Raw genomic sequence first — 22,726 nt, forward strand, 5'->3', positions numbered from 1 at the left:
TCAAGGGCAGTGATGTCCAGGAGGGTCGGTGCAGGTGCCCGAAGCCGTGTTGCGCGAATCGTGGTGCCTGTTTGCTCGCCGTCCTCGGCTTCTCACGATCGAAATGCCGCCGATCGTTCCGCCGGCCTGCGTCCCAAGGAATCCGGAGGACGCATTAGTCGCCTTGCGGATGCCGAGGCCAGGCGTTGGCGATCTTGCAGAACAGCTGGGCGGTCTGCTCGGTGTCGTAGACCGCGCTGTGCGCCTCGGCCGCGTCCCAGCCCAGGCCGGCGGCCTGCGCGGCGCGCGCCAGGACCGTCTGGCCGTAGGCCACGCCCGCGAGCGTGACCGTGTCGAACACGCTGAAGGGGTGGAACGGGTTGCGCTTGTGGCCGGTACGGGCGACCGCGGCATTGAGGAAGCCGAGGTCGAAATGCGCGTTGTGGCCGACCAGGATCGCGCGCTGGCAGCCGTATTTCTTCACCGCCGCGCGTACCGGGGCGAAGATGTGGTCCAGCGCCTCGCGTTCGGGCTTGGCCAGGCGGAAGGGATGGTCGAGGACGATGCCGGTCACTTCCAGCGACTTGGGATCGATCTCCAGCCCCTCGGCGGGAATCACGTGCGCGGCATGGGTCTGGCCGGGATACAGCAGGCCTTGCGCGTCCATCTCGACGGGGACGGCGGCGATCTCCAGCAGGGCATGGCGGCTGCAGTCGAAACCGCCGGTCTCCACGTCGACCACGACCGGCAGGTAGCCGCGGAAACGCCGCGCCATCAGGGGATTGGGGGCCGCGGGCGCTTCGGGCGAAAGGGTATCTGACATGGGCGATAGGGTAGCAGAGGGTGCCGGCCCCGCCCCTGAAGCGGCGATGCCGGCCGGCGTGTGGCCGGCCGGCATCGGGTCGGCTCAGCGGCCGTTGGCGATGACGTTGGCGATGACGCCGGTGGCCACGGCGATCAGCACGTAGCGGTCGTCCACCTTGCGCCACTGGTGGCCGCGCGGCGGGCGCTTGAGGCCATGCGCACGGTAGTCGTTGACCAGGGCGCCGCGCTGGTCGGGCGGCAGCTTGTCGCCCCGGCGCGGCGGCTGGCGATGGGCGGCCTGCGGCGGCGCCGAGGGATGCGGCTGGGCCTGTCCGGGGCCCTGGGGACGCTGCTGCTGTTGCGGCTGCGCGTGCTGCGGGGAATCCTGGCCCTGCTTCTGGCGATCGGGCGGCGGATCCTGCGGCGCGGCGGTGGCCAGGCCGGCCGCCAGCAGCGAGGCGGCCATCAGCGGGGCGATCAGTCGTTTCATCGTGCATCTCCTTGCATGCAGGACCATCCTGCGTGGCTTCGACGCTAGAAGACAGCGGGTGAATCGCCTATTAAGTTTTGCCACGATTTTGTGTCGCGAATGTCATGCGGCGACACGAGGCGGCACGAGGCCTCAGGGAGAGCCGGTGGTGCTGGTCTCGTCGCGCTTCTCGCGCGGCGGCAGCGGCTGGTCGCCGTTCACCAGGAACCAGACGTTCTCGGCGATGTTGGTGGCGTGGTCGCCGATGCGCTCGAGGTTCTTGGCCATGAACAGCAGGTGCGTGCACGGGGTGATGCTGCGCGGATCCTCCATCATGTAGGTCAGCAGCTCGCGGAACAGCGCGGTGTACAGGGCGTCCAGGCGGGCATCGGCGTCGCGCACCTTCAGCGCCGCTTCCACGTCGCGCGACTGGTAGGCGGCCAGCGCGCCGCGCACCTGCTGGGCGGCCAGTTCACCGAGGGCCCGCAGGCCCAGGATCTGCGGCATCGGCGGGGCGGTGTTCAGGGCGATGGAACGCTTGGCCACGTTGGCGGCGTAGTCGCCGACGCGCTCGATGTCGGCCGGCACGCGCAGGCCCACCAGGATCTCGCGCAGGTCGCGCGCCATCGGCCCGCGCAGGGCCAGCAGCATGACGTCGTGGCTGATCGAGCCTTCCAGCGCGTCGATGGCCTCGTCGTTGGCGATGATGCGGCGCGCGGCGTTGTCGTCGCGGCGCTCGACCACGTCCAGCGCGGCCTCCAGCTGGGCGACGGCCATCTCGCCCATGCGGACGATCTCCCCGGTCAGGCGCTGCAGCTCCTCGTCGTAGCTCTTCACGATGTGGTCGGTGGGCGTGGCGGTCATGGCGTATCGAACCTTTAGTTTTCGGCCGTGTCGGTCGTTGCGGTGGAAGCGGGGTGCTTCGGTTTCTCGTATCTCGTGGAGCGGGCCCTGCCGTCGTCCCGGCAGGTGCTGCGGCTTGCGGATGCCCTGGCCCGACCATCCGGGGCGGGCGTCCGCGCCGGCGTCCGCCGCCGACGGGCATTGGCTAGGTGCGGCCCATCAGCCGAAGCGTCCGGTGATGTAGTCCTCGGTCTGCTTCATGGACGGCTGCGAGAAGATGACCTCGGTGCGATCGTGCTCGATCAGGTCGCCCAGGTACATGAAGGCGGTGTAGTCGCTCACGCGCGCGGCCTGCTGCATGTTGTGGGTGACGATGACGATCGTGTAGGCGTTCTTGAGTTCCTCCACCAACTGCTCGATGCGGCTGGTGGAGATCGGGTCCAGCGCCGAAGTCGGCTCGTCCAGCAGCAGCACGTCCGGACGCAGGGCGACCGCGCGGGCGATGCACAGGCGCTGCTGCTGGCCGCCGGACAGGCCCAGCGCGCTCTGGCCCAGCTTGTCCTTGACCTCGTCCCACAGCGCGCCCTGGCGCAGGGCCTGCTCGACGCGGTCGTTCATCTCGGACTTGGACAGCTTCTCGTGGTGGCGGATGCCATAGGCGACGTTCTCGAAGATCGTCATCGGGAACGGCACCGGCTTCTGGAACACCATGCCCACGCGGCTGCGCAGCTGGTTGAGCGAGTACTTGGGCGAGAGGATGTTCTCCCCGTCCAGCAGCACCTCGCCGGTGGCGCGCAGCTTGGGATACAGCGCGTAGATGCGGTTGAACACGCGCAGCAGGGTGGACTTGCCGCAGCCGGACGGGCCGATCAGCGCGGTCACGCGCTTTTCCGGGATCTCCAGGTTGATGTTCTTCAGCGCGTGGTACTGGCCGTAGTAGAAGTCCAGCCCGCGCGCGGCGAGCTTGACCGGCGCATCGGCCAGCGGGGAGCGCTCGGTGACGGCGATGCGCTGGACCGGGGCACCCTGGGTAAGGTCGTTCATGACGATGTCCGAAGGAATCAATCGTTGGGGGTCTTGTGGCGCAACAGCAGGGCGCGTGCGCCCAGGCTGACGAGCAGTACGAACACGGTGAGCACCAGGGCGCCGGCCCAGGCCAGCACCTGCCAGTTCTCGTACGGGCTGCCGGCGAACTGGTTCATCACCACCGGCACCGAGGCCATCGGGCGGAACACGTTGCTGTTCCAGTACTGGTTGCCGAAGGCGGTGAACAGCAGCGGCGCGGTCTCGCCGGAGATGCGCGCCAGGGCCAGCAGCACGCCGGTGACGATGCCGGCCGCGGCGCTGCGGTAGAGCACCTGCACGATCACCTTCCACTGCGGGATGCCCAGCGACAGCGCGGCCTCGCGCATCTGCACCGGTACCAGGCGCAGCATCTCGTCGGTGGTGCGCACCACCACCGGCAGCACGATGAAGGCCAGCGACAGCGCGCCGGCGAAGGCCGAGAAGCTGCCGCCGGTCTGCATCACGTACAGGGTGTAGATGAACAGGCCGAGCACGATCGACGGTGCCGACAGCAGGATGTCGTTGACGAAGCGCACCACCGTGCCGGCCTTGCGCGCGTTGCCGTACTCGGACAGCCAGGTGCCGGCGGCGATGCCCAGCGGCGTGCCGATGGCGATGGCCAGCCCGCACATCACCGCGCTGCCGAAGAAGGCGTTGGCCAGGCCGCCTTCCTGCATCGGCGGCGGGGTCATCCTGGTGAACAGGTTCCAGTCGATGCCGGCCAGGCCCTTGGCGAGCAGCGTCCACAGGATCCAGCCGAGGAAGAACAGGCCGAACGCGGCGGTCGCGCAGGAAAGCAGCAGGGCGACCACGTTGACCACGCGGCGCCGGTTGTACAGGCGTTGGGAGACGGCGGCGGACATGTCAGTTGCCCTCCCGGCGGGACAGGCGCTGCAGCATCAGCCGCGCCGCCGCCAGTACGATGAAGGTGACGATGAACAGCACGAAGCCCAGCGCCAGCAGCGCCGAGCGGTAGGTCTCGGTGGCCTCGCCGAAATCGTTGGCGATCAGCGCGGCGATGGTGGTGCCCGGCTCCAGCAGCGAGGCCGACAGCTGCACGCTGTTGCCGATCACGAAGGCCACCGCCATGGTCTCGCCGAGCGCCCGGCCCAGGCCGAGGAACACGCCGCCGATCACCGCCGAGCGGGTGTAGGGCAGGACGATGTCCCAGCTCACCTCCCAGCGGGTGGAGCCGAGCGCGTAGGCCGATTCCTTCAGCCGCGTCGGCACGGTCATGAACACCTCGCGCATGACCGAGGAGATGAACGGGATCACCATGATCGCCAGCACGAAGCCGGCGGTCAGGATGCCGATGCCCAGCGGCGGGCCCTGGAACAGGCGCCCGATCACCGGCAGCGTGCCGACGTGGTCGTTGAGCCAGGGGGTGACGTACTCGGTCATCACCGGCACCAGCACGAACAGGCCCCACATGCCGTAGATGATCGAGGGGATGCCGGCCAGCAGTTCGATGGCGGTGCCGACCGGGCCGCGCAGCCAGCGCGGCGACACCTCGGTCAGGAAGAAGGCGATGCCGTAGCTGACAGGCACGGCGATGACCATGGCGATCAGCGAGGTCACCAGGGTGCCGTAGATCGGGGCCAGCGCGCCGAACTTGTTCTCCACCGGGTTCCACTCGGTGGAATAGAAGAAGCTCAGGCCCTGCATCTGCAGGGCCTGGCGCCCGCCCCACAGCATCGACAGCGCAGCGCTGGCCAGGGCGAGCAGGACGAACACGACGGTGGCCACCAGTGCCCAGCGGAACCAGCGGTCGGCGCGGGCGTCGCGCAGGTCGCGGCCGCTGGGCGCGGTGATCGCTTCGGGGATGAGGGTGGCGTTCATGGGGGACGGCCCGGGTGCGGAAGACGACGCCCACCTCGGAGGGTGGGCGTGGCGGGGATCACTTCAGCTCGGTCGACCAGTAGGCCTCGATCTGCTGCACCAGTGCGTCGGGAAGCGGCACGTAGTCCAGCTCGCGCGCCTGCTCCTGGCCGTGCTCGAAGGCCCACTTGAAGAAGTCCAGCGTGGCCTGGGTATGGGCCGGGTCCTTGGCCTGCTTGCGCACCAGCATGAAGTTGGTGGCGGTGATCGGCCAGGACTGCGCGCCCGGGGCATTAGTGATGACCAGGTTGAAGTCCTGGGCGTGGGCCCAGTCGGCCGAGGCGGCAGCGGCGGCGAAGCTCTCGGCGCTGGGCTGCACGAACTCGCCGGCGGCGTTCTGCAGCGCGGTGTAGGTCATCTTGTTCTGCAGCGCGTAGGCCAGCTCGACGTAGCCCACCGAGCCCTTGATCTGCTGCACGTACGAGGCCACGCCCTCGTTGCCCTTGCCGCCGACGCCGCCCGGCCACTGCACCGAGGTGCCTTCGCCGACCTTGCTCTTCCAGTCTGGGCTCACCTTGGACAGGTAGTTGGTGAAGTTGAAGCTGGTGCCCGAGCCGTCGGAGCGGTGCACCACGTTGATCTTGACGTTGGGCAGGGTCACGCCCGGGTTCTGCGCGGCGATGGCCGGGTCGTTCCACTGGGTGATCTTGCCCAGGAAGATGTCCGCCAGCAGCGCGCCGGTCAGGCGCAGCTGGCCGGGCTGGAGGCCTTCGAGGTTGACCACCGGCACCACGCCGCCGATCGCCGAGGGGAACTGCGCCAGGCCGGCCTCGGCCAGCTCGCTGCTGTCCAGCGGCTTGTCGGAGGACCCGAAGTCCACCGTGCCGGCCTTGATCTGGGCGATGCCGCCGCCCGAGCCGATCGACTGGTAGTTGATCTTGTTGCCGGTGGCGGTGTTGTAGTCGGCCGACCACTTGGACACCAGCGGATAGATGAACGAGGCGCCGGCACCGGAGATGACGGCGGTGGCGGCCTGGGAGCTGCCGTCGGCGGCCGCGGCGCCGGCCGCGGGCGCGCCGGTGGTGCTGTCGCCGGAAGGCTTGCACGCCGCCAGCGCGGCGACCAGGGCGACGGACAGGAGGGTGATGCGTGCCGGATGCAGGTTCATCGGGATGGCTCCATGGGATACGGGCCGGAGTGTCTTCCGGCGGATGACGTCATGAAATGATGTTTTTGTTACACCCTTGTGACCATGCGCCGGGTTTCTGCGGCCAGGCCGCGCGCGCATCGCCCTGTGCAAAAAAAGCGCGGATCCGGGAGGATCCGCGCCTGTCGATTCCGGAGGGAGAGAGTCTCCGGCATCAATACTTCAGATGGGTGGCCCAGTAGCCCTCGATCTGCTTGACCAGCGGCTCCGGCAGCGGGACATAGTCCAGCGCCTTGGCCTGGGCATCGCCCTTGGCGTACACCCAGGTGAAGAACTCCTTGGCGGCCTTGGCGCTGGTCGCGTTCTTCGGGCTCTTGCGCATCAGGATGAAGTTGGTGGCGGTGATCGGCCAGGACTGCGCACCGGGGGCATTGGTGATGACCAGGTTGAAGTCCTGGGCGTGGGCCCAGTCGGCCGAGGCGGCGGCCGCGGCGAAGCTGGCGTCGCTGGGCTGCACGAACTGGCCGGCGGCGTTCTTCATCGCGGCGTAGGCCATCTTGTTCTGCAGCGCATAGGCCAGCTCGACGTAGCCGACGCCGCCGCGGATCTGCTTGACGTAGGCGGCCACGCCCTCGTTGCCCTTGCCGCCGATGCCGGCCGGCCACTGCACGCTGGTGCCTTCGCCGACCTTGGCCTTCCACTCGGCGTTGACCTTGGACAGGTAGTTGGTGAAGTTGAAGCTGGTGCCCGAACCGTCGGAGCGGTGGACGACGGTGATCTTCAGCTCGGGCAGCTTCAGCGACGGGTTGAGCGCGGCGATCGCCGGATCGCTCCACTGGGTGATCTTGCCCAGGAAGATGTCGCCGAGCACCTTGCCGTCCAGGCGCAGCGCACCCGGCTGCAGGCCCGGCACGTTGGCCACCGGCACCACGCCGCCGATCACCGACGGGAACTGGGCCAGCCCGGCGGCGGCGAGCTCCTCGGGCTTGAGCGGCGCGTCGGAGGAGCCGAAGTCCACCGTCGCCGCCTTGATCTGGGCGATGCCGCCGCCCGAGCCGATGGACTGGTAGTTGACCTGCTTGCCCGTCGCGGCGGCGTAGTCGGCCGACCACTTGGACATGACCGGGAAGATGAAGGATGCCCCGGCGCCGGTGACATCGGCAGCCTGGGCGACCAGCGCGAACGAGGCCGCGGCGATGCCGGCGACCAGACGGGTCTTGAGCGAATGGATCACGGAAAGCTCCTGCAGGGTGGTGCGCCGGCGCCATTGCCGACGATCCGCCCATTGCATGCCGGCTTCGTGATGCTTTGAAGAACGGTGGATGACAGTCCGGTGACAGCCCGTCCCGGGCGGCTGTCTTTTTTCTGTCAGACGCCTGACCCGTGACCGTCACGGAGCTGACGGAATCTTCACAAATCGCTCGAGCAGGCCCGTCTGCGCGTGGCGTTTGCCCTGAAGATCATCACCCGGAGAATTCCAGATGCGTTCTCATTTGCTCGCCACGGCGGTCATGGCCGGCCTCGGCCTGGCCGTTTCCTCGTATGCCCAGGCCGCCCAGCCGGCGGCCCCGGCCGTCACCGCCGCCCAGTTGCGCGAACTGCAGGCGCAGATCGCCGCCCTGCAGAGCCAGGTACAGCAGTTGCAGGCCCAGTCCGAACAGCAGCAGGCCCAGGCCGATGCCCAGTCCGAGGTCAACGTGACCCAGGCACAGGCGATCGAGGCGGCGCAGACCTCGGCCAGCAAGGTCGATTCGCTGGCCAAGTTCGTCAACGACACCAAGGTCGGCGGCCGCATGTTCTTCGACCTGAGCAACATCGACAAGACCAGCAACGGCCAGAAGACCTCGGCCAGCGGCACCGGCGTGGACGTCAAGCGCTTCTACCTGACCGTCGACCACAAGTTCAACGACATCTGGTCGGCCAACCTGACCACCGACTTCCAGTACAGCTCGGCGATTTCCAGCACCGAGCTGTTCGTCAAGAACGCCTATGTGCAGGGTGCGTTCGACAAGGCCTTCGTGCTCAAGATCGGTGCGGCGGGCATGCCGTGGATCGGGTACGTGGAGAAGTTCTACGGCTACCGCTACGTCGAGAACACCCTGACCGACCGCCTGAAGTACGGCAACTCCGCCGACTGGGGCCTGCACGCTTCCGGCGACCTGGGCACGCAGTTCAACTACGCCGCCTCGGTGGTCAACGGCGCCGGCTACAAGAACCCGACACGCGGCAAGGGCATGGACGTGGAAGGCCGCGTCGCCTACCAGCCCAACGCCAACTTCGCCGTCGCCGTGGGCGGCTACTCCGGCAAGCTGGGCAAGGAGACCGACGTCACCGACGCCGACCACACCTACACCCGCGGCGACGTCATGGTGGCCTATGCCAGCCCGGCGTTCCGCCTGGGTGGCGAGTACTTCCAGGCCAAGAACCTCAACAACGTGCTGACCGTGGCCAGCGACAAGAGCAGCGGCTGGTCGCTGTGGGGCAGCGTGGCGCTGGGCGACAAGGGCATCAACGCCTTCGCCCGCTACGACAAGACCGACCTGAGCAAGACCCTGGACCCGACGCTGGCCGACAAGTACTGGAACCTCGGCGTCGAGTTCCCGGTGTTCAAGAACCTGAAGCTGGCCACCGTGTACAAGTACACGCACCAGGACAACAACAGCAGCAAGGACGACGAGACCAAGGAATTCGGCGTCTGGGGCGACCTGAGCTTCTGATTCCTGCAGGTTCGTGGCCTACCGGCGGCGGCGAGGCAGCACCTCGCCGCCGTTTTCGTGTCCGGCGTTTGCGCGTGCTCCGGTCGGGCATCCACGATGCGCGGCGCCGGGATCCGGTGATGGCGCGGGTTCGATGGCGCATCGGCGCCGCCGGCAGGCGGTCGGTTCGCGGTGCCGGAATTCCAGGGCGCCGCCGATGCCCGGGTACCGGCCACCCCGGTTGCCCGGCGACGTGGCCCCTGGCCAGGGGATCTCTTGCCGGAGGTATCTCTTCGGTGCCGGAAGACGCGCTGCACCGGTGTCCGAATCCGGGTGGCAGGGTTCCCGCCTGCGCGGCTCGGCGGCCGCGCTGCCATGGGTTACCCGCATCGATTCGTCCCGACAGCCAGGCCAGGCCCGTCGCCGCCGCGCGGGGCGTGCCGTGGAACGATGCTCGTCCGGCATCGCGGCATCGCATCGCTCCCGGTCACGCCCCGCGTTGGCAGCCGGGCGAGGGGTGTTGGCAAAACCCGCGCCAGGCGTGCCGTGGAAGACGAGGCGTGCTTGCAAGGTGCCGGCCAGCCGGAGCGGGGCCGGGGAGGGCCGAAGACAGGGGCGGGACGTGACAGGTGCAGGCCATGACAGCTCCGGGGCGTCGCTGGCACCGCGGCGCTACCGGGGCGCGATGGCTCAGGCCGGCGTCTTGTCCGGATACCGGCACAGGTCGCGGATCACGCAGCGCGGGCAATCCGGCTTGCGCGCCTTGCACACGTAGCGGCCATGCAGGATCAGCCAGTGGTGGGCGTCCTGGCGGAATTCCTCCGGCACCACCTTCATCAGCTTGTCCTCGACCGTGCGCACGTCCTTGCCCGGGGCCAGGCCGGTGCGGTTGGCGACGCGGAAGATGTGCGTGTCCACCGCGATGGTGGGTTCGCCGAAGGCGGTGTTGAGCACCACGTTGGCGGTCTTGCGGCCGACGCCAGGCAAGGCCTCCAGCGCGGCGCGATCGCGCGGCACCTCGCCGTGGTACTTCTCCAGCAGGATGCGGCAGGTGGCGATGACGTTCCTGGCCTTGGCGTTGTACAGGCCGATGGTGGCGATGTAGCGCTTCAGCCCGTCCTCGCCCAGCGCCAGGATCGCGGCCGGCGTGCTGGCCACCGGGTAGAGCTTGCGCGTGGCCTTGTTGACGCCGACGTCGGTGGCCTGCGCGGACAGCATCACCGCCACCAGCAGCTCGAAGGGGGTGCGGTATTCCAGCTCGGTGGTCGGGTGCGGGTTGAGCTCGCGCAGGCGGGCGAACAGTTCGTGGATCTGGTCGCGGGTGAGCAGGCTGTTGCGGCTGCGCGTGGCGGTACCGTTCCGGGACGGGCTCATGGCTTGGCGATCCCGGCGCGGGCCTTGGCGCGTGCCAGCGCGGCGGCCACCGCCGGTGGCAAGGCGGCCGTGCCGGCCACGGCGGGCGGCGGTGCGGCGGCGCGGCGCCGGGCCTCGCGCTCGGCGGCACGGCGTGCCTGGCGCAGCTGGTGCTGGCGGTAGCGGTCCCGGGCCGCCCAGGCCTGGCGCAGGCGTTGCTGTGCCGCGGCCAGCGCCGCGGGCAGGCGTGGATCGAGCGCGGCGTCGCCGGCCTGCGGGCGGTAGTCCATCAGCCCGGCGGCCAGGGCGGCATCGACGTCGTCCTGCTCCAGCAGGGCGAGCAGGCGCACGGCCAGGGCGGCACGATCATGGTCGGGGGGCATCGGTGCCATCGGCTCAGCGGTTGCGGAACTGCGGCTTGCGCCGTTCCAGGAAGGCGGCAGTGCCTTCGCGGCTGTCCTCGCTGGCAAAGAGCAGGCCGAAGCGGGCCCGTTCCAGCGCCAGTCCTTGCTCCAGCGGGCCCTCGCCGCCGGCGAGCACCGTGTCCAGGATGCCGCGCAGGGCCAGCGGCGCCGAGGCGGCCAGCTGCGCGGCGATGTCGAAAGTCGCCTGGTGCAGCGCCTCGTCGGCCACCACCCGGTTGACCAGGCCGAGCTGGTAGGCGCGCTGGGCATCGACGGCCGTGCCGAGCAGGCACAGCTCGAGGGTGGCGCCGCGGCCGACCAGGCGCAGCAGGCGCTGGCTGCCGCCGAAGCCGGGGATCAGGCCGAGGTTGATTTCCGCCTGGCCGAGCCTGGCCGAGGCCGCCGCCACGCGCAGGTGGCAGGCCAGGGCGAGTTCCAGGCCGCCGCCCAGTGCGTATCCGTTCATCATCGCGATGACCGGCTTGGGCATGTGCTCGATGCGGTCCATCACCCGCTGGCCGAGGCTGGCGAAGGCATAGGCCTGGCCGGGATCCATGCCGTGCATGCCGGCGATGTCGGCCCCGGCGACGAAGGCCTTTGGCCCGGCGCCGGTCAGCACCACCACGCGCACGTCCTCGGCCGCGGCCGCATCGGCGAAGGCCGTTTCCAGCGCCAGCAGGGTGTCGCGGTCCAGGGCGTTGAGCTTGTCCGGACGGTCGACGGTGATCTGGCGCACCGGGCCGTGATCGTTGACGGTGACTGGGCTTTCGGACATGGTGGCGGCTCCCGTGGTGGCGAAAGTGAAGAACGTCGGCCCGGGAACTCCGGCCGCGCCGGCTTGTCACAAGCTGCACGTCAGTGGCGGGCTTCCCGTTGCGGCGGCTATCCTAACGCGTCATCTCAGGCGGCAGCCTCCGTCCTGTGCCACCACCCTGGAGAAGGAATCAATGAAGTTGCGTTCTATCGCGGTCGCCGTCGCGGCCTTGGCCCTGACGGGCACTGCGTTCGCCCAGGACACCACGTCCGAGAAGGGCAAGCTGAGCTACTACTTCGGTTACGACTACGGCAACAACCTGGCCGAACTGACCGCCCGCGGCGAGCAGCTGGACATCAATTCGGTCATCAAGGGCCTGCAGGATGCCTACGCCAAGAAGCAGCCGGCGATCACCGCCGACCAGCTCAAGCCGGCGGTGGAGGCCTTCCAGAAGCGCGAGCAGACCCGTGCCCAGCAGGCCAAGGCCGAATACGACAAGGCCGCCGCCGACAACAAGACCAAGAGCGACCAGTTCGTCGCGCAGTACAAGACCCAGGCCGGCGTGAAGACCCTGCCCAACGGCGTGGCCTACAAGGTGCTGGAGAACGGCACCGGTGCCAAGCCGACCCAGGCCAGCACCCTGGCGCTGGAAGTGGCCGGTCCGTTCCCGTACGGCCAGCGTCCGGAGCAGGCCCGCCCGGCCCAGCAGATCCCCTCGATCAAGCTCAGCGAGATCGAGATGCCGGCCATGCGCGAGGCGTTGCTGCAGATGCCGGCCGGTTCCAAGTGGGAAGTGACCCTGCCGCCGGACAAGGCCTACGGCGCCGATCCGCGCACGCCGTTCCCGCCGAACGTGGCGGTGCAGTTCGAGATCAAGGTGGTCAGCGTCAAGTAAGCCGGACGCCAGCGACATGCCGACGCCGGCCTCCTTCGGGGGGCCGGCGTTCTCGTTTCAGGGGGAGACACGAGGTCGCAGCGGCGTTCCGCCGGCCCTTTCCCCGGCGTGGCGCGCTAGGCTACGGCCACGGATCATGGAGACCTGCCTTGTTGCTCCCCTCACGCCTTGCATCGGTGTCTGTCGCCTGGACGGGGCGGGACTGTGTGCCGGCTGTCGGCGCAGCGCGGCCGAGATCGCGGAGTGGCCGGCGATGAGCCAGGCCGAGCGCCGCCGGGTCATGGAGGTATTGCCGCAGCGCGACGGGCTCTGGCTGCCGGAAGGGGAGCGCCTGCGCCGCGCCCTGCACCCGCTGGACACGCCACCGGCCGGCCCGGGCTGGAACCACGAGGAACTGGTCGATCTGGCCGCCGTCGCGCCGCCGGCCGAGGCCGCGGTACTGGCCGCGCTGGTGCCGCGGCCGCAGGGGACGCAGGTGGTGCTGACCCGGCGCAACGCGGCGCTGCGCCACCATGGCGGCCAGGTCAGCTTCCCCGGCGGGCGGCGCGATGTGGGCGATGCCGATGCCGTGGCCACCGCGCTGCGCGAGAGCCGCGAGGAGATCGCGCTGCCGGCCGAGCAGGTCGCGCCGCTGGGGTACCTGGACCCGCTGATGACCGTCAGCGGCTTCCGCGTGGTGCCGGTGGTCGGGGTGATCGACCCGCGGTTCGTCGCCCGTCCTTCGCCCTCGGAGGTGGCCGAGGTGTTCGAGGTGCCGCTGGCCTACCTGATGGACCCGGGCAACCTGCGCAGCGTGGACGTGGAGTTCCGCGGCCGCCCGCGGCGCGTGCTGGAGTACGCCTGGCCCGGGGCGCGCATCTGGGGGGCGACCGCGGCGATCCTGCTCAACCTGCGCCGGCGCCTGGAGCAGGGCGGCTGAGCCGGTCGGGATCGAATCCTGCGCTGGGTCACGGAAGCATGCCTTCCTTCACCCGTGGCATGCGCGGCGCCCGGATAATGCCCGCCTCGGCCATGGGAGAGGACCGAATCGCCTGCAGGGATCGCATGTGCGTAGGGCAAGAGGTGTGCATGCGGAATTTCTGGCTGTGCCTGTGCGCGCTGGGGCTGGCCTCGGGGCTGGCCGCGTGTTCGGGGGCTTCGTTGAGCGAGGACGGCAGCGGCGACCGCGACGGGCGCCTGGCCTATGCCCGCGAGATCGCGCAGTGGCGCCGGGCGCGGATGGAGCGCCTGCGCGCGCCCGAAGGCTGGCTGAGCTACGTCGGTGCCGGCCGGTTGCGCCCGGGCCGCTACCGCATCGGCCGCGATCCTGACAACGACGTGGTGCTGCCCGCCGGTCCCGATCACCTGGGCGTGCTCACCCTGCAGGCCGACGGCCGGCTGGGGCTGGTGGCGCAGGCCCCGGTGAAGGTGGACGGGACCGCATTCGAGCGGGGCGAACTGGAATGGCAACCCGACCACCTGCGCAGCCATGGGGTGGAGTGGGGGCAGGTGCAGTTCTACGTGGTGCGGCTCGGTCCCAGCAGCTTCGGCTGGCGCGTGCGCGATCCGGATTCGCCGGCGCGCCGCGGGTTCAAGGGCATCGCCCATTTCGAGGTGGATCCGGACTGGCGCATCGAGGCCGACTGGCATCCCTTCACCCCGGCGCGCCCGCTGACGCTGCTGACCTCGGTGGCCACGCCGCAGGCCGTGGAAGTGCCCGGCGAAGCCGTATTCGTGCGCGAGGGCCAGACCTTCCGCCTGCAGCCCGTGCTCGACGAGGACGGGCATCACCTGTTCTTCCTGTTCACCGACCGCACCAGCGGCACGGAGACCTTCGGCGGTGCGCGCTACCTGCGCAGCGAGCTGCCGCGCGGGGGCAAGGTGGTGCTGGACTTCAACCGCACCGTCAACCCGCCCTGCGCGATCAGTCCCTACGTGGTCTGCCCGCTGGCGCCGCCGGGGAACCGGCTGGACCTGGCAGTGACGGCCGGCGAGAAGAACTACCTGCCGTCGCACTGAGCCGGCAGCGGGCGCAGCGGCGCCCCGGCCAGCACGCGCGGCCAGGGGAACAGCGGGCCGGGATCGCGCTTGCGCGCCACTTCGCGCGCGGGATCGTCGCTGGCCGCCACCCGCGCGGTGTCCAGGGCCTCGTGCCCGGCGATGTGGCGCAGGTTGGGCAGGCGCGCCGGCAGCCAGCACAGCAAGGCCAGCAGGGCATCGATCTGGGCCTGGGCGTAGGGCTCTTCCATTGCCTGGTGGCGCGAATCGAACCAGTCCGGGAAGCGCCCGCGGTTGACCAGTTCGATGCCCACCGACCGCGGGTTGTAGCCGCGCACGTGGTGGGCGATGTGCTCGGGCGCAACGTACTGGTGGATGCTGCCGTCGCGGTCGATGTACCAGTGGCCGCTGTTGCCGGTCCCGTCGCCGTAGAGCACGCGCTCGCCGTACTCGCGCGCGGTGGCCAGGTCGGGCAGCTCGGTGCAGTGGATCACCACCAGGTCGACCAGCGCCGGGTCGCGCCGGGCCAGGTGCGGTTCGTAGGGCAGGGGTTCCAGGCGGATCGGTGGCGCGGCGGGCATGCGCGGATGCTAGCATCTGCGCCCCCGCACGCGGCGCGTGCATCGCGTTCCGGAGATCCCCGATGAGTCGCGGCCACTGCATCCTGTCCCACGGTTTCGAGAGCGGGCCGGAAGCGACCAAGGTGACCGCGCTGGCGACGGTGGCCGAGGCCCTCGGCTGGACCCAGGAGCGTCCCGACTACACCGACCTGGACGCGCGCGGCGAGGTCAGCGCGGTGGGCGACGTGCCGGCGCGGTTGCAGCGCCTGCTCGGCATCGCACGCGACGCCGCCGCGCGCGGGCCGGTGGTGCTGGCCGGTTCCAGCCTGGGGGCCTACATCTCCGCGCGGGTGTCGCTGGACGTGCCGGTGCGCGGCCTGTTCCTGATGGTGCCGCCGACCGCGATGGGGCCGATGCCGGCGCTGGACGCAGCGGCGGTCCCGACCTCGGTGGTGCACGCCTGGGACGACGAACTGATCCCGGTGCAGGGCGTGATCGACTGGGCGCGCGCGCGCGGCGACCGCCTGCTGCTGCTCAAGGACACGCACCGGCTCGCCGATCATGTCGAGGCCTGTGCCCGCGCCTTCGGCGAACTGCTGGAATCGCTGTAGATCGCGCGCCGTCAAGCGCAGGTTGCCGATCGCCGCGGTAGACTGTTCGCCACTTTCAGGAGTGTCCACGCCGATGCGCCACTGATGCCCGCCGTCGCTCGACGGCCTGTCGAACCGATCCGCCCGCCGGATCGCGTCCCGTCATGGCATCAGGAGGCCCGCATGCACGCTCCGTCGCTGACGCTCGAACGCGTCGCCCATCGCCTGCCCGAGGGCAGGTGGCTGTTCCCCGAGATCGATCTCCACCTCGACGCGCAGCCGACCGGCCTGGTCGGCCGCAGCGGCGTCGGCAAGAGCGTGCTGGCGCGCATCCTCGCCGGCGAACTGGCGCCCACGCGCGGCAGTTGCCGGCGCCGTGGCCGCGTGCACTACCTGTCGCAGCAGGTCGCGGTGGCGGCCGGCAGCACCCTGGCCGACCTGGCCGACATCGGCACCACGCTCGCGGCGCTGGCGCGGATCGAGGCCGGTGGCTGCGAGCCGGACGATTTCGCCCGCGTCGGCGAGCGCTGGGACCTGCGCGGCGAGTTCGCACGCACCTTGCGCGAACACGGATTGCCGGCGTGGCCGCCGGAGCATCCGGTCGCCGCCCTGAGCGGCGGCGAGGCGATGCGGGTGGCGCTGGCCGGCGCCTGGCTGGCCGAGGCCGATTTCCTGATCCTCGACGAGCCCAGCAACCACCTCGACCGCGCCGGCCGCGACGCCCTGCGCGAGCGCCTGTCGCAGTGGCGCGGCGGCCTGCTGCTGGTCAGCCACGACCGCGCGCTGCTCGAGGACATGGCACGCATCGTCGAGCTCACCCCGCGCGGCATCCGCATCACCGGCGGCGGCCATGCCGCGCACGCCGAAGCCGCCGCGCAGGCCGATGCCCTCGCGCGCGAAGCCCTGGCACGACGCAGGCACGAAGCGCGGCAGGGCGAGCGCGAGCGACGGCAGGCGCTGGAACGGGCGCAGCAGCGCCAGGCCGGTGCGCGCCGCGATGCCCGGCATGCCAACCAGGCGCCGATCCTGCTCGGGCTGGCGAAGGCGCGCAGCGAGGTGTCGGCCGGCGCCCGCCAGCGCCGGCTGGACGCCGCCGTGGAGGTGCAGCGCGCCGCAGTGCGCGAGGCGGCCGCGCAGGTGCTGCCCGAGATCCCGGTGGTGCTGTGGCCGCCGCTGCCCGCGGCGCGGCGGCGGGTGGCCGTGCTCGAGGGCGTGCAGCTGCCGTTCGGCCCGCACGCCGGCCACGCCTTCGACCTGGTCGTCGCGCCGGGCCAGCGCATCGCCGTCACCGGCCGCAACGGCAGCGGCAAGTCCACCCTGCTCAAGGTGCTGGCCGGCCACCTGGCGCCGGTGGCCGGGACGTGCACCCGCATCGGCGCCCGCGCCTGGCTGGACCAGCGCCTCGCCGACCTCGACGGCGGCCGCACCGCGCTGGAGCTGCTTGCCGCCGCCCATCCCGGCCTGGCCGAGTCCGAGCGCCACCTGCGCCTGACCCAGCTCGGCCTGCCGCGCGAGGCGCTGCGGGTACCGGCGGCCGCGCTCAGCGGCGGCGAGCGGCTGAAGCTGGCGCTCGCCTGCGCGGTGCATGCGCGCGCGCCGGCGGAACTGCTGCTGCTCGACGAGCCGTTCAACCATCTCGACCTGCCGTCGCGGCAGGCGCTGGAAACGATGCTGGACGGCTATCCGGGCGCGCTGGTGGTGGTCTGCCACGACGATATGCTGCTGCAGCGCCTGCATCCCACCCATCGGCTGGACCTGGACGCCGACGCGCCGCGGCTGGCGCCGTGGTGAGGCCCGTACTGGCAAAGCCCGGCGCGATGGCCGAACATGGCGCCCCCGCGCGGCGTCCCGTCCGCCGCACCGCCCTGATGCGCCCGCCGTTCCCCCCAGGCGGCGCCTGCCCGGATAGCCCATGAAGTTCTTCGTCTCCTGCGCCAAGGGCCTGGAATACCTGCTGGCCGACGAGCTGCTCGCGCTCGGCGTGGCGCATGCCACCGCCACCGTCGCCGGCGTCAACGCCGACGGCGAGCTGCGTGACGCCCAGCGCGTGGTGCTGTGGTCGCGCCTGGCCAGCCGCGCGCTGTGGCCGCTGGCCACGTTCGACTGCCCGGACGAGGCCGCCCTGTACGCCGGCGTGAACGCGCTGCCGTGGCCGGAGCACCTGGCCGAGGGCGATTCGCTCGCGGTGGACGCTCACGTGTCCGGCGAGGGCATCACCCACGCCCGCTTCGCCGCCCAGCGGATCAAGGACGCGGTGGTGGACCGCATGCGCGCCGAGGGATTCGAGCGCCCGTCGGTGGACGTGGAGCACCCGGACCTGCGCCTGAACCTGTCGCTGCGCAAGGGCCGCGCCACCCTGTCGGTAGACCTGGGCGGCGGCTCGCTGCACAAGCGCGGCTGGCGTGCGGCCGCGCACGAGGCGCCGCTGAAGGAGAACCTGGCCGCGGCGGTGCTGATGCGTGCCGGCTGGCCGCAGCGCTATGCCGACGGCGGCGGCCTGCTCGACCCGATGTGCGGCAGCGGCACGCTGCTGATCGAAGGCGCGCTGATGGCGGCCGCGGTCGCCCCGGGCCTGCGCCATGCGGATCCCGCCGCAGGCGCCCGGCCCGCCCTGGTGCCGACGCGCTGGAAGGGCTTCGACCTGCCGGGCTGGGATGCGTTGCTGGCCGAGGCGCAGGCGCGTGCCGAAGCCGGGCTGGCGGCACTGAGGCCGGTGTTCTTCGGCAGCGACATCGACGCGGCCGCGCTGGACGGCGCCCGTGCCAACGCCGAGGCGGCGGGCGTGGCCGCCGCGCTGCAGCTGCAATGCCGCGACGTGGCCACGCTGCAGGCGCCGGCCGGGGTGGCCACCGGCAGCGTGGTCTGTAATCCGCCCTACGACGCGCGCCTGGCCGCCGATCCCGCGCTGTACCGCACGCTCGGCGACGCCCTGCGCCGCGCCGTGCCGGCCTGGCGCGCCAGCCTGCTGTGCGGCGACGACGAGCTCGCCTACGCCACTGGCCTGCGTGCGACCAGGAAGTACCGCATGTTCAACGGCGCGCTGGAATGCGCCTTGATCGTCTGCGACCCGGTCGCGCCGCCGGCGCGCGAGCCGGCCGCGCCGCGCGCGCTGGGCGAGGGCGCGCAGATGGTCGCCAACCGCCTGCGCAAGAACCTGCAGAAACTGAAGAAGTGGCGCGAGCGCGAGGCCGTCACCTGCTTCCGCGCCTACGACGCCGACCTGCCCGAATACGCCGCGGCCATCGACGTGTACCTCGAGGACGGCGGTGCCGCGCGCACCTTCCTGCACGTGCAGGAATACGCCGCGCCGGCGAGCATCGACCAGGACGCGGCGCGGCGCCGCCTCGGCGACCTGCTGGCCGCCGCGCGCGAGGTGTTCGCGGTGCCGGCCGAGCGGGTGGCGGTCAAGGCGCGCTCGCGCGGCAAGGGCGGCAGCAAGTACGGCCGTTTCCAGCAGCGCGAGGAATTCATCGTCGTGCGCGAGCACGGCGCGCGGCTGCAGGTGAACCTGTTCGACTACCTCGATACCGGCCTGTTCCTCGACCATCGCCCGCTGCGCGCGCGGATGGCGCGCGAGGCCGTGGGCAAGCGCTTCCTCAACCTGTTCTGCTACACCGGCGCGGCCAGCGTCGAGGCGGCGGTGGCCGGCGCGGCGCGGACCACCAGCGTGGACCTGTCGGCCACCTACCTGGAATGGTGCGCGCGCAACCTCGCGCTCAACGGGCTGGGCGGGCAGGCGCACCAACTGGTACAGGCCGACGCGCTGCGCTGGCTGGAGGCCGAGCGCGAACGCTTCGACGTGATCTTCTGCGACCCGCCGACGTTCTCCAACTCGGCCCGCGCCGAGGATTTCGACGTGCAGCGCGAGCACCTGCGCCTGCTGCGCGCGGCGGTGGCGCGCCTGGCGCCCGGCGGCGTGCTGTACTTCTCCAATAACTTCCGCCGCTTCCGCCTGGACGAGGACGGCGTGGCCGGATTCGCCCGCTGCGAGGAGATCAGCCCGCGGACCCTCGACCCGGACTTCGAGCGCAACCCGCGCATCCATCGCGCCTGGCGGCTGCAGGCGCGCTGAGCTTCTTCGCCCGCCGCCCACGCGGCGGGCCGGACAATGCCGGGCATCATCACCACGGCTCCTGTCCATGACCTGCCAGCACGCCCCCATCCCCGGCCTGGAGCCGGCCCTGAAGCGCAGCTTCGTGTGCCGCTGCGGGCGCCCGGTGTTCTTCCGCAACAGCCGCTGCCTCAATTGCGGCAGCGAACTGGGCTTCGATCCGGTGGCCGGCGAGGTGGTGGTCGTCGATCCGCAGCAGGACGGGACGTGGCGCGCGGCCACCGGCGACAACCCGGGCCGCGCCTACCGGCGCTGCGCCAACCTGGATACCGCCGCGGCATGCAACTGGCTGCTGCCGCAGGCGCCGGAGCTGATGCCGAAGGGCCCCGACGGCCAGCCGCTGGTGGCGCGCCGGCTGTGCGTGGCCTGCGCGGTCAACCGCACCATCCCCGACCTGTCCGACCCGGCTCGGGCCGCGCAGTGGGGCCGGATCGAGCTGGCCAAGCGCCGCCTGGTATCGGCGCTGCTGGCGATGGGCCTGCCGTTCCGCTCGCGCCTGGACGAGGATCCCGCGCACGGCGTGGTGTTCGATTTCCTGGCCGACGTACCGGGGCAGCCGCGGGTGCTCACCGGCCACGCCGACGGCGTGATCACCCTGAACGTCGCCGAGGCCGATGATGCCGTGCGCGAGAAGGCCCGCGCCGCCATGCACGAGCCGTACCGCACGCTGCTGGGCCACCTGCGCCACGAGATCGGGCACTACTACTGGGACCTGCTGGTGGCCGGCACGCCCTGGCTGGCGCCGTTCCGCGGCCTGTTCGGCGACGAGCGCGCCGACTACGCGCAGGCGCTGCAGCGGCACTACGACCAGGGCGCGCCGGCGGACTGGGAGCAGCACTTCATCAGCGCCTACGCCAGCATGCATCCCTGGGAGGACTGGGCCGAGACCTGGGCGCACTACCTGCACATCGACGACACCATCGCCACGGCCAACGCCTATGGCCTGCAGCTGGCCGACACCGAGCTGGAATACCGGCCCTTCACCGCGCCGGCGCTGTACGACCCCGACGCGCCGGACGCGGCCCATTTCCTGGAATGCATCAACGACTGGGTGCGCCTGACCGGCGTGCTCAACGAGCTCTCGCGCAGCATGGGCGTCAACGACTTCTACCCGTTCGTGATGCCGGCGGCGGTGGTGGCCAAGCTGCAGTTCGTGCACGAAGTGGTGCAGGCGCAAAAGACGCGGTCGCCCACGGTTTGACCCGGACGGGCTTGTGACCGGCCACTGCCCGCCCGGATAATCCGGCCGGGCGCGGACGCCCGGAACGGGGGAAAGGGAATGATCGCAAGAGCGAGGACGTGGGGCCTGCTGCTGGTCCTGGCGTGCCCATGGGCGTGGGCGGTACCGGACGTGGATCCGTACATCCGCCACGACAGTTTCAACGAGATCAAGCTATCGCCGACCGGCGAGTATTACGCGGCCAGCGTACCGCTGGAGGACCGTACCGGGCTGGTCATCATCCGCCGCGCAGACAACCAGGTCACCGGTACGTTCGGCGTCGGCAGCAATAGCCACGTGGACGATTTCAGCTGGGTCAGTGCCGACCGCCTGCTGATCGGGCTGGCCGAGAAGCAGGGGGCACTGGACCAGCCCCGTCCCAATGGCGAGCTGTACACCATCCGCGCGGACGGCAGTGGCGCCGACCTGCTGGTGGGATACCGGGTGGCCGGCAACACCGGCTCGCACATCCAGGTCAAGAAGGCCGAGGACGTGGCCGCCTTCCTGGAGGACGAGGTGCACGGCGACGAGCGCTTCGTGGTGATTTCGGTCTGGCCGTTCAGCGAGAAGGACGTCTACAGCCGGGCCGAACGGCTGGACGTGACCACCGGCCGGCGCAGCGTGATTGCCCGTTCGCCTGTGATCAATGCACGCTTCTCGGTGGACGATGCCGGCCAGATCCGCTTCGCCGACGGTTACGATGCCGACAACGGCAACGTCCTGTACTACCGGGCCCGCGAAGGAGAGGACTGGCGCCGCATCAACAGCGAGAAGGATGACGGCCACTTCGAGCATCCCGTCGGTTTTTCCGCGGACGGGCGGATCGCCTACCTGCAAGTGGGTCAGCCGGAAGGCCCGGATGCGATCGTGGCCTGGGACACGGTCAACAACACCCGCAAGGTTGTCCTGCGCGATGCCGTGGCCGACCCCGCCCGCATCCTCTACGAACCCGGTACGCATGTTCCGGTGGGCATGCTGGTGATGGCCGACCGGCCGCGCACGTTGTTCATCGACGCGGATTCGTCACAGGCCAGGCTGTACCGAAATCTCGAGGCCGCCTTCCCCGGACAGGGCGTGGTGGTCACGTCCATGACCCGCGACGGTCGGTTGATGCTGGTCAACACCTGGTCGGGCTCGGGCCCGGGAGACTTCTACGTTTTCGACAACCAGGCCAAGAAGGCCCAGTTCCTGGTCGGGCGCAAGCAATGGTTCGATCCGGCACGGATGGCCCAGGTCCGGCCTTTTTCGCTGACTGCCCGCGACGGCGTTGCCCTGCGTGGCTTCCTGACGTTGCCCCACGGCAGTGACGGGCACAACCTGCCGATGGTGGTGTTGCCGCACGGCGGTCCGTTCGGCATCGCCGACACCTGGCATTTCGACGACGAAGCGCAATTGCTGGCCAGCGCCGGCTATGCGGTGCTGCAGGTGAATTTCCGCGGCTCGGGCAACTACGGTCAGGCGTTCCAGTCCGCCGGCGCGCGCCAGTGGGGGCAGGCCATGCAGGACGACGTCACCGATGCCACCCGCTGGGCAATCAGCGAGGGCATCGCCGATCGGGGGCGCATCTGCCTGTACGGTGCCAGCTATGGGGGGTACGCCGCACTGATGGGCGTGGTGCGCGAACCGGCGCTGTACCGTTGCGCGGCCGGCTACGTGGGGGTGTACGACCTGCCGTCGATGTACGTCACCGGCGACATCCAGCGGCGCGGCACCGGCGAGGCTTACCTGCGCGAGTGGCTCGGACCGCGCGATGCACTGGCGGCGGTTTCCCCGGTCAATCTCGCCGACAAGGTGAAGGTGCCGGTCTTCCTCGCCGCCGGAGGCAAGGACGAGCGCGCGCCGATCCAGCATACCCGGCGCATGGAAGCGGCCCTGAAGCGGGCCGGTGTACCCGTGGAGACGCTGTATTACCCGACCGAAGGCCACGGCTTCTATACCGAGCCGCATCGGCGCGAGTTCTATGTCCGGCTGCTGGCCTTCCTGCAGCGGAACCTGGGATCGAGCGGAGGCGCGGCGGTACCCTGAGTTGCCGTGCCGGCGCC

Annotated in this window: 21 protein-coding genes; 9 read left to right on the top strand and 12 right to left on the bottom strand. The window is 70.6% G+C overall.

The window, feature by feature from the left end; translation table 11 throughout:
- Nucleotides 1-154: 154 nt before the first annotated feature.
- The 8 genes from rnt to pstS (BN3794_RS06145) all read right to left on the bottom strand — a co-directional run bounded on the left by rnt (nucleotide 155) and on the right by pstS (BN3794_RS06145) (nucleotide 7,359).
- A complete protein-coding gene (gene rnt / locus BN3794_RS06110; protein ID WP_066094843.1) occupies nucleotides 155-802 on the bottom strand; it encodes a ribonuclease T in 648 nt (215 codons plus the stop codon).
- An 84-nt stretch (nucleotides 803-886) separates the two neighbouring features.
- Entirely contained in the window at nucleotides 887-1,273 is a 387-nt protein-coding gene (locus tag BN3794_RS06115) for an RcnB family protein (protein WP_066094846.1), read from the bottom strand.
- 132 nt (nucleotides 1,274-1,405) lie between these two features.
- Nucleotides 1,406-2,116, bottom strand: a complete 711-nt coding sequence (gene phoU / locus BN3794_RS06120; RefSeq protein WP_066094849.1) for a phosphate signaling complex protein PhoU — start codon at nucleotides 2,114-2,116, stop codon at nucleotides 1,406-1,408.
- 198 nt (nucleotides 2,117-2,314) lie between these two features.
- Nucleotides 2,315-3,139: a phosphate ABC transporter ATP-binding protein PstB gene (pstB, locus tag BN3794_RS06125; RefSeq protein WP_066094852.1), complete on the bottom strand. Its 825-nt coding sequence runs from the start codon at nucleotides 3,137-3,139 to the stop codon at nucleotides 2,315-2,317.
- 17 nt (nucleotides 3,140-3,156) lie between these two features.
- On the bottom strand, nucleotides 3,157-4,023 hold the full coding sequence (gene pstA, locus BN3794_RS06130) for a phosphate ABC transporter permease PstA (protein WP_066094857.1): 867 nt from the start codon (nucleotides 4,021-4,023) through the stop codon (nucleotides 3,157-3,159).
- Between the two features lies 1 nt (nucleotide 4,024).
- Complete coding sequence (pstC, locus tag BN3794_RS06135; protein ID WP_066094860.1) at nucleotides 4,025-4,999, bottom strand: phosphate ABC transporter permease subunit PstC; 975 nt, start codon at nucleotides 4,997-4,999, stop codon at nucleotides 4,025-4,027.
- Nucleotides 5,000-5,057: 58 nt separating this feature from the next.
- Nucleotides 5,058-6,146, bottom strand: coding sequence for a phosphate ABC transporter substrate-binding protein PstS (gene pstS / locus BN3794_RS06140; RefSeq protein ID WP_066094863.1), 1,089 nt, complete (start codon nucleotides 6,144-6,146; stop codon nucleotides 5,058-5,060).
- A gap of 193 nt (nucleotides 6,147-6,339) precedes the next feature.
- Nucleotides 6,340-7,359 (bottom strand): phosphate ABC transporter substrate-binding protein PstS, encoded by a 1,020-nt coding sequence (gene pstS, locus BN3794_RS06145; protein WP_066097057.1) that lies wholly within the window; start codon nucleotides 7,357-7,359, stop codon nucleotides 6,340-6,342.
- Between the two features lie 247 nt (nucleotides 7,360-7,606).
- On the opposite strand from pstS (BN3794_RS06145), the gene BN3794_RS06150 reads away from it, so the two are divergent.
- Complete coding sequence (locus BN3794_RS06150) at nucleotides 7,607-8,842, top strand: porin (RefSeq protein WP_066094866.1); 1,236 nt, start codon at nucleotides 7,607-7,609, stop codon at nucleotides 8,840-8,842.
- A gap of 669 nt (nucleotides 8,843-9,511) precedes the next feature.
- Here the strand turns inward: BN3794_RS06150 and nth are convergent.
- Genes nth through BN3794_RS06165 form a run of 3 tightly spaced genes read right to left on the bottom strand, consistent with a single transcriptional unit; the run spans nucleotide 9,512 to nucleotide 11,353 of the window.
- Nucleotides 9,512-10,195: an endonuclease III gene (gene nth / locus BN3794_RS06155; RefSeq protein ID WP_066094869.1), complete on the bottom strand. Its 684-nt coding sequence runs from the start codon at nucleotides 10,193-10,195 to the stop codon at nucleotides 9,512-9,514.
- Nucleotides 10,192-10,557 (bottom strand): hypothetical protein, encoded by a 366-nt coding sequence (locus tag BN3794_RS06160; RefSeq protein WP_066094871.1) that lies wholly within the window; start codon nucleotides 10,555-10,557, stop codon nucleotides 10,192-10,194. The genes nth and BN3794_RS06160 overlap by 4 nt, the downstream gene beginning before the upstream one ends.
- A gap of 13 nt (nucleotides 10,558-10,570) precedes the next feature.
- Nucleotides 10,571-11,353 carry an enoyl-CoA hydratase/isomerase family protein gene (locus tag BN3794_RS06165; protein ID WP_066094874.1) on the bottom strand — a complete coding sequence of 261 codons (783 nt, stop codon included), beginning with the start codon at nucleotides 11,351-11,353 and terminating at the stop codon, nucleotides 10,571-10,573.
- Between the two features lie 172 nt (nucleotides 11,354-11,525).
- Between BN3794_RS06165 and BN3794_RS06170 the strand changes: the two genes are divergently transcribed.
- From BN3794_RS06170 to BN3794_RS06180, 3 genes are all read left to right on the top strand, one after another.
- On the top strand, nucleotides 11,526-12,227 hold the full coding sequence (locus BN3794_RS06170) for an FKBP-type peptidyl-prolyl cis-trans isomerase N-terminal domain-containing protein (protein ID WP_066094877.1): 702 nt from the start codon (nucleotides 11,526-11,528) through the stop codon (nucleotides 12,225-12,227).
- 136 nt (nucleotides 12,228-12,363) lie between these two features.
- Nucleotides 12,364-13,146: a CoA pyrophosphatase gene (locus BN3794_RS06175; RefSeq protein WP_066094880.1), complete on the top strand. Its 783-nt coding sequence runs from the start codon at nucleotides 12,364-12,366 to the stop codon at nucleotides 13,144-13,146.
- Nucleotides 13,147-13,295: 149 nt separating this feature from the next.
- Nucleotides 13,296-14,225 carry a DUF1684 domain-containing protein gene (locus BN3794_RS06180; protein ID WP_066094883.1) on the top strand — a complete coding sequence of 310 codons (930 nt, stop codon included), beginning with the start codon at nucleotides 13,296-13,298 and terminating at the stop codon, nucleotides 14,223-14,225.
- On the opposite strand, the gene BN3794_RS06185 is transcribed toward BN3794_RS06180, so the two are convergent.
- Nucleotides 14,207-14,785 carry an N-acetylmuramoyl-L-alanine amidase gene (locus tag BN3794_RS06185; protein WP_066094886.1) on the bottom strand — a complete coding sequence of 193 codons (579 nt, stop codon included), beginning with the start codon at nucleotides 14,783-14,785 and terminating at the stop codon, nucleotides 14,207-14,209. The genes BN3794_RS06180 and BN3794_RS06185 overlap by 19 nt on opposite strands.
- 62 nt (nucleotides 14,786-14,847) lie before the next feature.
- On the opposite strand from BN3794_RS06185, the gene BN3794_RS06190 reads away from it, so the two are divergent.
- The 5 genes from BN3794_RS06190 to BN3794_RS06210 all read left to right on the top strand — a co-directional run bounded on the left by BN3794_RS06190 (nucleotide 14,848) and on the right by BN3794_RS06210 (nucleotide 22,709).
- Nucleotides 14,848-15,375, top strand: coding sequence for an alpha/beta hydrolase (locus BN3794_RS06190; RefSeq protein WP_066094889.1), 528 nt, complete (start codon nucleotides 14,848-14,850; stop codon nucleotides 15,373-15,375).
- A 162-nt stretch (nucleotides 15,376-15,537) separates the two neighbouring features.
- On the top strand, nucleotides 15,538-17,145 hold the full coding sequence (locus BN3794_RS06195) for an ABC-F family ATP-binding cassette domain-containing protein (RefSeq protein ID WP_066094892.1): 1,608 nt from the start codon (nucleotides 15,538-15,540) through the stop codon (nucleotides 17,143-17,145).
- Nucleotides 17,146-17,266: 121 nt separating this feature from the next.
- Nucleotides 17,267-19,426: a bifunctional 23S rRNA (guanine(2069)-N(7))-methyltransferase RlmK/23S rRNA (guanine(2445)-N(2))-methyltransferase RlmL gene (rlmKL, locus tag BN3794_RS06200; RefSeq protein ID WP_066094895.1), complete on the top strand. Its 2,160-nt coding sequence runs from the start codon at nucleotides 17,267-17,269 to the stop codon at nucleotides 19,424-19,426.
- Between the two features lie 67 nt (nucleotides 19,427-19,493).
- Complete coding sequence (locus BN3794_RS06205) at nucleotides 19,494-20,666, top strand: zinc-binding metallopeptidase family protein (RefSeq protein WP_066094898.1); 1,173 nt, start codon at nucleotides 19,494-19,496, stop codon at nucleotides 20,664-20,666.
- A gap of 78 nt (nucleotides 20,667-20,744) precedes the next feature.
- The gene (locus BN3794_RS06210; protein ID WP_078059617.1) at nucleotides 20,745-22,709 is read left to right on the top strand and encodes an alpha/beta hydrolase family protein; all 1,965 of its coding nucleotides are present in this window, start codon (nucleotides 20,745-20,747) and stop codon (nucleotides 22,707-22,709) included.
- Nucleotides 22,710-22,726 lie beyond the last annotated feature (17 nt).

It is taken from the genome of Xanthomonas massiliensis, assembly GCF_900018785.1.
Lineage (GTDB): Bacteria > Pseudomonadota > Gammaproteobacteria > Xanthomonadales > Xanthomonadaceae > Xanthomonas_B > Xanthomonas_B massiliensis.